We start from the raw sequence: 9,858 nt of genomic DNA on the forward strand, positions 1-9,858 counted from the left end.
GGCAGTCAGGGAGCACTGGGCGGAGGCGGGGCCGGGCTGGGTTCGACCGATTCGTTGTTTTATTCCTTTGTCAGCACCAACCTGCAAGTGGCGATTCATGCGCTGGAGACCAACGGCCGCACCCAGGTGCTGTCGGCGCCGTCGCTGGTGGTGATGAACAACGAAAACGCGCAGATTCAGGTCGGCGACAACATTCCCATCAGCCAGACCACCGTCAACACCGCCACCTCGGACACCACACTGAGCAGCGTCGAGTACCTGCAGACCGGCGTGATCCTCAACGTCGTACCGCGCATCAACCCGGGCGGTCTGGTGTACATGGACATCCAGCAGCAGGTCAGCGACGCCGACGACACTGTCACCGTGAACGGCAACCCGCGCATTTCGACGCGGTCGGTGTCGACCCAGGTCGCCGCGCAAAGCGGGCAGACCGTGTTGCTCGGCGGACTGATCAAACAGGACAACAGTGAGAGCGTGAGCAGCGTGCCGTATCTGGGCCGAGTGCCCGGTCTGGGCTGGCTGTTCGGCAATCGCAGCAGGTCCAGAGACCGCACCGAGTTGCTGGTGCTGATCACGCCGCGGGTCATCAACAGCAGCAGCCAGGCAAGGCAGGTCACCGACGATTACCGTCAACAGATGCAGCTGCTGAACGGTGCCAGCGCGCCGCAAGCCCTGCGCTAGACGCTTCACAGCTGTAACAAAGTGTTCCGGGGCGCGCGGTCTGGGCGGTAATATGCGCAGGAACGCTTGCGAAGGCGGCTTTGACAGCCCGCTTCGCGCACTTGGCAAACATCGGGCGCCATCACCGGCCCCTACACGGAAAACCAACAATGATCTTGAGAGTGACTGGGGTGGTGATGGCGATTTTCGCCATCGCCTTGTTGTACATGGGCGCGCAACTGGTGGCCGCAGGCGGCTCGCCGGCGTATTCGATCATCGCCCTCGCCGTACTCGCGTCGGCGGTGCTGCTGTTTCTGAAAAAGCCATCGGCGCTGACCGTTTATGCGCTGTTGATGTGGGGGATTCTGATCTGGATCGTCTACGAGGTCGGCTTCGACAAATGGCAGTGGATCCCGCGCGGCGACCTGTTCGCGCTGCTGGGTCTGTGGCTGGCGCTGCCGTGGGTGGTGCGTCCGCTGTACAAGGCGCAGAACCCGGTCGACGCGCGCCGCTTCCATCCGTTTCTGGGTGGCACGGTTGGCGTGATGATCCTGATCGTGCTGGCGGTGATGTTCTACGACCCGTACCCGGTCGCCGGCAAGATCGAAACCCCGGTGGCGACGCGCAGCACGGGCGAAGCCGGCAATGACTGGGTCGCCTATGGCGGCACCAACAACGGGCAGCGCTTCTCTAGCCTCGATCAGATCAACCCCGGCAACGTGAAGAAGCTTGCCGTGGCGTGGGAATACCACACCGGCGACCTGCGCGATGCCGCAAAGGACGCCGGCGAGTACACCTTCGAAGCGACGCCGCTGAAGGTCAACAACCGGGTCTACTTCTGCACGGCGCACAACGAAGTGCACGCGCTGAACCCTGAAACCGGCAAGCTGGACTGGAAGTGGGAGCCGGAAAAAAACCGCTCTTATCTGCAGCAGCATCAGACCTGCCGTGGCGTCAGCTATTACGCGCCAGCGACAACCGCCGCAGCCGATGCAACGGCGAGCCAGTGCGCCAAGCGCATCATCAGTGCCACGGCGGACGCCAAACTGGTGGCCCTGGACGCTGACACCGGTAAGCTGTGCAGCGATTTCGGCAATAACGGTGTGGTCGATCTGAGCGCCAACATGGGCGAGATCCGCCCCCATGCCCTGATGCAGACTGCCGCCCCGTTGATCGCCGGTGAGCTGGTGATCGTCGGCGGTTCGGTGATGGACAACGGCTACAACGACGGCAACCCCTCGGGCGTGATCCGCGCCTACAACGCCGTGACCGGCAAGCTGGTGTGGAACTTCGACCCGGCCCATCCGGAAAACACCCAGCCCATCGCGGCCGATCAGACCTACCCGCAGGACACGCCGGTGGCCTGGGGCACGCTGAGTGCCGACATGAAGAACGGCCTGGTGTTCGTACCCTTCGGCAACGCCTCCCCGGACGAGCTGGGCATCAACCGTGACCCGAACAGCAACACGGAAAAATTCCGTGACACGCTGGTGGCGCTGGACTTGAATACCGGTGCGTTCAAGTGGAAGTTCCAGTCGTCGAACAACGATCTCTGGGACCGCGATAACCCCTCGCAGCCGACCCTGATGGACGTCGGCAAAGCCGGCAGCCAGCAGCCAGCGCTGATCCTGCCGACCAAAGTGGGCAACATTTTTGTCCTGAACCGCCTCACCGGCCAGCCGATCGTGCCGGTCGATCAGGTCAATGTGTCGACCCAGGGCGGCGTGGCGGGCGAGCAGTTCGCCGCGACTCAGCCGGTGTCGAAGATCAACTTCATTCCCGAGCCGCTGACCGAAAAATCCATGTGGGGCCTGACGCCGTTCGATCAGATGTCCTGCCGCACGACCTACAACAAGCTGCGCTATGACGGCAACCCGTGGACGCCCAGCACCGAGCAGGGCTCCCTGATCTTCCCGGGCAACATCGGTGCGTTCAACTGGGGTTCGGTGGCGGTCGATCCGGACCGGCAGATTCTCATCGCCGCACCGGTGCGTCTGGCCTACACCTACAACCTGATCAAGCGCACTCCGGAAACCGCCGAGAAGCGTCTGTTCACCCAGGATGGCACGCCGTACTGGAACGAGAACTTCAAGGGCGACTACGCGATCCGCATCAAGCAGTTCGCCTCGGAGCTGGGCGTGCCCTGCATTGCGCCGCCTTGGGGCCGCATGGTGGGCGTTGACCTGACCAGCGGCAAAACCGAGTGGATGCGCCGCACCGGCACCACCAAAAACCTCAAGACCACGTTCCTGCCAGGCCGCTTCCCGATTGGCTTCCCGATGGGCATGGTCGCCCACGGCGGTCCGCTGGTGACAGCGGGCGGCGTGGTGTTCCACGGCGCCACGGCGGATAACTTCCTCCGCGCGTACGACATCAACACTGGCGCGGTGCTGTGGGAGAAAGAGCTGCCGGCAGGCGGCCAGGCGACGCCTTCTACCTACATGGGCAGCGACGGCAAGCAATACGTCGTTATCTCCGCCGGTGGACACGGCTCGCTCGGCACCACGCTGGGCGACAGCGTGATCGCGTTCCGTCTGGATTGATGGGATGACGTGTGAAAAAGGCCGTGACGCAGTAGTGCGTCCCGGCCTTTTTTACGCGCGGGCATTAACCGTAAGCACGCGGTCAAAACGTACATTCTGTAGGCGCGTGGCTTGTCCCGCGATCGGCCGGGGACCGGTCGTGAAACCTTTGCACGCGGTTCGCTCGACGGAATGCGGCGCCCTGGATGCTGCCGCTGCGCGCCAGATCGCGGGACAAGCCACGCTCCTACTATGGATCGGTGCCTAACGGGAGCGCTGCCGCGGCGTGCTGTTAAAAAACGATGTTCTGGTAGAACGCTTTCAGCGTGTCGACGAACTCTTCGGACAATTTGGTCCGCGCCTGGGGCGATGCCCACATGACGTAGGTGGGGAACAGGATCTGCGGCACGAAGGGGCGGATGACGATGTCCCGGTGCCGGTAATCCCGGGCCACCAACGGATGCGCCAGGGTGATGCCCATGCCCAACGCGACCATCTCGCAGTTGATCGCGCTGTATTGCGCTTCTACGGTCATGACTCTTTCCACGCCCGCCTGTTCGAACAGGCCGTCGACCAGCGCGCGGGTGCCATCGCCGTGGCACAACGAGACGAAGGTTTCGCCCTCAAGGTCGGTGAAGGTGATGCTCGCCCGACTCGCCAGAGGATGGGACGCCGGTAACACGCAGACCGCCGCCACTTCGCTGAGCAACTCGATCTGCTGGCTGTCGACATCGCCAGGTTTGACCACAATCCCCACATCACAGAACTGCGACTTCACCCATTGTTCAACGGTGGGCGAAGAGTTCACGTGCAGGGAAACGGTCAACTCCGGACGCGACTCGGTAAACGCCTTGAGCACTTGGGGAATCATGCTTAACCCGGTGGACGGCACCGCGGCCACGCGCAAACGTCCGGTGCCCAGATTGCGAATATTCTTTGCTGACAACTTGAGGCTGTCGAGCCCGACGTAGGCGCGCTCGACCTCTTGAAAAAACGCCTGGCCTTCCTGAGTCGGAATCAACCGCACGCCTGCACGCTTGAACAGGTTCAGCCCGGTGCTCAGTTCCAGCTGGGCAATCAACCGGCTGATGTTGGGCTGGGAGGTAAACAGCACCTCGGCGGCAGCGGTCATGGAACCCAACCGCATGACGCTGCGGAAGGCTTCGATCTGTCTGAGGTTCATGTCGCACTCCATATCAAATATGAATAACCAGGGCTGATATCCGTATTTGACCATATGGAAGGGGTTTGGCAATACTCGAACCCAGCCACCCATAGCGCACATGAAGATGCGCCACCCGGCGATGGATTCGCCGGGCGCATGCACGCTGCATGCACGGCTTCGGGTGACACCGAAGCGACTGACGCATTGTTCGATCTGCCCCACGCACTTCGGAGATAGTCTGTGAATAGCCTTGACCTTCCTTCAGCAGCACGACCGTTTCGTCCCTTCCATCGCAGTGCAGTGGTTCTGGCCCTGACGCTCGGCGCACTGAGCAGCACGCAGTCCTTTGCCGAGACCACGCTGTACGTGGCCGGCGTCGGCGGTTCGACCGAGCAGATGTACCAAAACCGCGTGATCCCGGCTTTCGAAAAACAGCACAACGTCAAAGTCGTGTACGTGGCCGGCAATTCCACGGAGACCCTGGCCAAGCTGCAGGCACAGAAAGGCCGTCAGCAGATCAACGTCGCGATGATGGACGACGGCCCGATGTACCAGGCGCTGCAGATGGGGCTGTGTGAAAAGCTCACCGACGCGCCGATTTACAAAGACCTCTATCCGCTGGCGCGCCTGAGCCCGGAAGCCACCGGGATTGGCGTGGTAGCGACGGGCATCGGCTACAACGAAGAGGCCTTCAAGAAACGCGGCTGGGCCGCCCCGGATTCCTGGGAAAACCTCACCGACCCGCGCTTCAAGCAACTGCTGGGCATGCCTCCGGTGACCAATACCTATGGCCTGCACACGCTGGTGGAAATGGCCCGGTTGAGGGGCGGCGGCGAAAAGAACATCGACCCGGGCTTCAAGGCGCTGAAGGACGAAATCGGTCCCAACGTGCTGGCGTGGGTGTCAGCGCCCGGGGAAATGGACGGCATGATGCAGAACGGCGACATCGTCATGGCGGTGTATGGCAGCGGCCGGGCCGTGGCGCTGCAGGGCACCGGTTTTCCGCTTAAGTTCATCTACCCCAGGGAAGGCGGGATCGCCCTCCAGGTCGCCGCCTGCAGCGTGACACCCAACGCCCAGTCCGGGCTGGCCCAGGCGTTTATCCAGTACGTGCTGTCACCTGAGGTGCAGGAGATCCAGGCGCGGGAAAACGGCTTCGCGCCGGTCAACCAGACCGTCAAGCTTCCCGACGACGTCGCCGCGCGCATGCCGTACGGCCCGGAGAAGGTCAACGCACTGATCAAGGTCGATTGGGACGCCATCAATCCGCAGCGCAGCGAGTGGACGACGCGCTGGAACCGGACCGTCGAGCGCTAGGGCTCGATTCAGTGAGCGTTGCTCACTGATCGGTTTCATCGATCGACTGCCGCTGATCAGCGTACGCGCCGATCCTACCGAGCACCCTTCTGGAGACGCAGGTTCGCCTGCGTGGCACGCCCATGGCATTTCTCACCCTCGAAGGCATCGTCAAGACCTACGGCACGTTCAGGGCCATTGACGGTTTGAACCTGGAAGTCCGGCACGGCGAGTTCATCGCCTTGCTGGGCCCGTCCGGGTGCGGCAAGACCACCACCCTGCAATCCATCGCAGGCTTCGTGCAGCCCACCGAAGGCCGCATCGTCCTCGACGGCCGCGACATCACTCACGTACGTCCCGAACAGCGCGGCCTGGGCATCGTCTTCCAGAGCTACGCGTTGTTCCCGCACATGACCGTGGCGCAGAACATCAGCTTTGGCCTCGAGATGCGCGGCGTGCCCAAGGCCGAGCGCGGCAAACGCGTCGACGAAGCGCTGGCACTGGTGCGCCTGAACGGCCTCGGTGAGCGGTACCCCAAAGCCCTGTCCGGTGGGCAGCGTCAGCGGGTGGCGATTGCCCGTGCCCTGGCGATCCGCCCGAACCTGCTGCTGCTCGACGAACCCATGTCCAACCTGGACGCCAAGCTGCGCGAAGAGATGCACATCGAGCTGCGGGCCATTCAGCGCGAGCTGGGCATCACTACCATTCTGGTGACCCACGATCAGGTCGAGGCCATGACCATGAGCGACCGCATCGCGGTGATGCAGAAGGGACGCATCGTGCAGATCGACACGCCCTTCGAAGCTTACGAGAGGCCGCATTCGCCGTTCGCTTCGGCGTTCCTTGGCAAGACCAACGCCTTCGCCGGCGCCGTGCAGTTACGCAACGATCGCTGCTGTCACGTGCAGGTCCACGACACGCTGATGCACGTGCCCCACGAAGACCGCGCGCTGGGCAATGACGTCAATGTCTACATTCGCCCGGAAAAAATCCGCCTGGTCGAGGTCGGCAGCGGGCGGTTTTCCGGTCGCGTCAGGCTGCGGGTGTTCCTCGGTAATCTGTGGTTGATGGCGGTGGAGAGTCGTCTGGGGCTGGTGCACATGACCCTGCCGAACCTCGGCACGCCGCCGCCGGAGGAGGGCAGTGAGGTCGGGCTGGACTGGTCCGACGATGACCTGCGCCTGCTGGACCGGGAGGTCGCCCATGGCAACGTATGACGCCGAACGGGTGGGCGTGGCGCCGTGGCTGCTCAGCGGGCCGGCGCTGGTGGTCTTCATCGCGCTGCTGCTGGCGCCTTTGCTGCTGACTGCCGTGTTGTCATTGAACCTGTTCAGCGACACCGACGGCGTGGTGCCCGGCTACAGCCTTGGCAATTACCTGGAGGTGTTCAAGGACGATTATTTCCACGAGATTTTCCTGCGCACCGGCGGCATGGCGCTGGCGGTCACCGTGCTGTGCGTGCTGCTGGGCATTCCGGAGACCATCATCATTGCGCGCATGGCGCCGCGCTGGCGTTCGCTGTTCCTGCTGGTGGTGTTGGGGCCGCTGTTGATTTCCGTGGTGGTGCGGACCCTGGGTTGGGCGATTCTGCTGGGCAACAATGGGCTGATCAACGACGCGCTGCAAGCGCTGGGCATCACCGATCAGCCGGTAAAAATGTTGTTTACCCAGGTGGGTGTAGTGATTGCGCTGACTCACGTGCTGGTGCCGTTCATGGTCATTGCCGTCTGGGCGACCCTGCAACGGCTGGACCTGCAGGTGGAGTGGGCAGGCCTGTCCCTCGGCGCCTCGCGGCTGACGGTGTTCCGCCGCATCATCCTGCCGCAGATCATGCCGGGCGTGCTGTCCGGTTCGATCATCGTCTTCGCCCTGGCCGCCTCGGCCTTCGCCACGCCCGCGATCATCGGCGGCCGGCGCCTGAAAGTCGTGGCGACGGCGGCGTATGACGAATTCCTCGGCACCCTGAACTGGCCGCTCGGTGCGGCCATCGCGATGCTTTTGCTGCTGGCCAATCTGATCATCATTCTGGGTTGCAGCAAGCTGGCCGAGCGCCGCTTCAAGCAAGTCTTCGAGTAGCCGCCCATGCACAAGAACGGAATTTTCTCGCTGCTGTTCCACGCCGTGTTTGTCACGTTCATCGTCGCGCCGCTGCTGGTGGTAATGGCGATGGCGTTCACCACCAAGGGCTACCTGTCGTTGCCGACCGAGGGCCTGTCACTGCGCTGGTTTCACGCGCTGGCGGACAACCAGGAAATGCTCGACGCCTTCGCGCTGTCGATCAAACTGGGCCTGGCGTCGGCGACCATTGCTGCGCTGCTGGCGGTGCCGGCGGCTCTCGCCATCAGCCGCTACGACTTTCCCGGTCGTGGCGCGGTAACAGGGTTTCTGCTGTCGCCGCTGATGATTCCGTCGGTGGTGCTGGGGATCGCGTTTCTGCGCTTCTTTTCCCTGGCGCAGATCGGCGGTTCGTTCTGGGCGCTGACCCTGACCCACGTCATTGTCGTCCTGCCGTATGCGCTGCGCCTGACGCTGGCGTCGACCATCGGCCTGGAACGCGACATCGAGCACGCTGCAATGTCCCTCGGTGCCAGTCGCTGGACGGCGTTTTACCGCGTGGTGCTGCCGCGGATTCGCACCGGTGTGATCGGCGGCTGGATGTTGGCATTCATTCAAAGTTTCGACGAGCTGACGATGACCGTGTTCGTGGCAACGCCTGGCACCACGACCTTGCCGGTGGCGATGTACAACCAGATTTCCCAGACCATCGACCCCCTGATTACCGCGGTTTCGACTGTGCTGATCGTCGGTACGTTGCTGCTGATGCTGATATTGGACCGAATGGTCGGATTGGACCGGGTGTTGATTGGAGAAGGCAAATGAGCCAAGGCACACAGAGCGTCATCCAGTCGGACGTGATCGTCATCGGCGGCGGGCTGGTGGGGACGGCGGTGGCGTACGGCCTGGCGCGCAACGGGGCGAACACCGTGGTGCTGGACCAGGGCGACGATGCGTTTCGGGCCTCGCGCGGCAATTTCGGCCTGGTCTGGGTTCAGGGCAAAGGCCACGATTTGCCGGACTACTCGCGCTGGACGCGCTCTTCGGCGACCCGCTGGCCGGGCTTTGCCGAGGCGCTGCTGGCCGACAGCGGGGTGGACGTGCAGCTCAGGCAGCCGGGTGGTTTTCACATGTGCTTCAGCGATGAAGAACTGATCGAACGCCAGTCGCGCTTGCAAACCCTGCAGGACGCGCTGGGGGATTACCCGTTCCAGATGCTCGATGCCGCCGAGGTCAAGGCGCGCCTGCCATTGATCGGGCCCGCCGTGGTGGGCGCCAGCTACACGCCGCAGGACGGCCACGTCAATCCGCTGAAACTGCTGCGCGCGCTGCACACCTCGGCGCAGGCGAAGGGGGCGCGGTTCTATAACGGCGTGCAGGTCGACCGTATCGACGGTGCGACGGGCGAGTTTTGCGTGACCGCAGGCGATCAACGCTTCATCGCACCGCGCGTGGTGCTGGCGGCCGGACTTGGCAATCCCGGCCTGGCGCGGCAAGTGGGCCTGCACGCGCCGGTGGCACCGAACCGCGGGCAGGTGCTGGTCAGTGAGCGCGTGCGGCCGTTTCTCGATCATCCGACCATCAACGTGCGGCAGACCGACGAAGGCACGGTGCAGCTGGGCGACTCGATGGAGGAGGTGGGTTTTGACGACAGCACGTCCACCCACGTGCTCGAAGCGATCGCCCGGCGCGGCGTGGCGACCTTTCCGCTGCTGCGTGAAGTGCGGCTTATTCGGGCCTGGGCGGCGCTTCGGGTGATGAGCCCCGACGGTTTTCCCATTTATCAGCAATCGGCCAGCCACCCGGGCGCCTTCGTGGTGACGTGCCACAGCGGCGTGACCCTGGCCGCCGCCCACGCGCTGCGCATCGCGCCGTGGGTGATGGGCGGCGCGATGCCTGAGGAACTCGGCGTGTTTGCCGGCGAGCGTTTTCTGACTGACAAGGTGTTTTCCCATGCGCACTGATCCGCTGTTTCAACCGGTCATGAGTGAGGTCAGGTCGACGCGGACTGTCCACATCAGCTTCAACGATCAACCCCTCGAAGTGCCGGCGGGCATCAGCGTCGCGGCGGCGCTGCTGATGTCGGGCATCCAGCGTTTTCGCGCGACGCCGGTGAGTGAATCGCCCCGCGCGCCGTATTGCATGATGGGCGTGTGCTTC

The 9,858-nt window shown here is 63.5% G+C and carries 8 protein-coding genes and 1 pseudogene; 8 read left to right on the forward strand and 1 reads right to left on the reverse strand.

The features are described from left to right. Positions 1 to 681, forward strand: a pseudogene (locus VF672_RS17790) (type II and III secretion system protein); the annotation flags it as partial. 149 nt (positions 682 to 830) lie between these two features. Next, entirely contained in the window at positions 831 to 3,203 is a 2,373-nt protein-coding gene (locus VF672_RS17795) for a membrane-bound PQQ-dependent dehydrogenase, glucose/quinate/shikimate family (RefSeq protein WP_331105873.1), read from the forward strand. A 271-nt stretch (positions 3,204 to 3,474) separates the two neighbouring features. Here the strand turns inward: VF672_RS17795 and VF672_RS17800 are convergent, their stop codons facing one another. Next, positions 3,475 to 4,365 (reverse strand): LysR substrate-binding domain-containing protein, encoded by an 891-nt coding sequence (locus VF672_RS17800; protein WP_331105874.1) that lies wholly within the window; start codon positions 4,363 to 4,365, stop codon positions 3,475 to 3,477. Positions 4,366 to 4,587: 222 nt separating this feature from the next. Here VF672_RS17800 and VF672_RS17805 point away from each other — a divergent pair, with 222 nt between their 5' ends. From VF672_RS17805 to VF672_RS17830, 6 genes are all read left to right on the forward strand, one after another. Further along, positions 4,588 to 5,664, forward strand: a complete 1,077-nt coding sequence (locus VF672_RS17805; protein ID WP_331105875.1) for an ABC transporter substrate-binding protein — start codon at positions 4,588 to 4,590, stop codon at positions 5,662 to 5,664. A 122-nt stretch (positions 5,665 to 5,786) separates the two neighbouring features. Continuing rightward, positions 5,787 to 6,860, forward strand: coding sequence for an ABC transporter ATP-binding protein (locus VF672_RS17810; protein ID WP_331105876.1), 1,074 nt, complete (start codon positions 5,787 to 5,789; stop codon positions 6,858 to 6,860). Then, a complete protein-coding gene (locus tag VF672_RS17815) occupies positions 6,847 to 7,719 on the forward strand; it encodes an ABC transporter permease (RefSeq protein WP_331105877.1) in 873 nt (290 codons plus the stop codon). Before VF672_RS17810 ends, VF672_RS17815 begins: the two co-directional genes overlap by 14 nt. Before the next feature lie 6 nt (positions 7,720 to 7,725). After that, positions 7,726 to 8,523, forward strand: a complete 798-nt coding sequence (locus tag VF672_RS17820; RefSeq protein WP_331105878.1) for an ABC transporter permease — start codon at positions 7,726 to 7,728, stop codon at positions 8,521 to 8,523. Then, positions 8,520 to 9,662 carry an FAD-dependent oxidoreductase gene (locus VF672_RS17825; RefSeq protein WP_331105879.1) on the forward strand — a complete coding sequence of 381 codons (1,143 nt, stop codon included), beginning with the start codon at positions 8,520 to 8,522 and terminating at the stop codon, positions 9,660 to 9,662. Before VF672_RS17820 ends, VF672_RS17825 begins: the two co-directional genes overlap by 4 nt. Then, positions 9,652 to 9,858: 2Fe-2S iron-sulfur cluster-binding protein (locus VF672_RS17830; protein ID WP_331105880.1), on the forward strand; the 207-nt coding region annotated here is incomplete at its 3' end. The genes VF672_RS17825 and VF672_RS17830, both read left to right, overlap by 11 nt.

The organism is Pseudomonas sp. (assembly GCF_036387035.1).
Lineage (GTDB): Bacteria > Pseudomonadota > Gammaproteobacteria > Pseudomonadales > Pseudomonadaceae > Aquipseudomonas.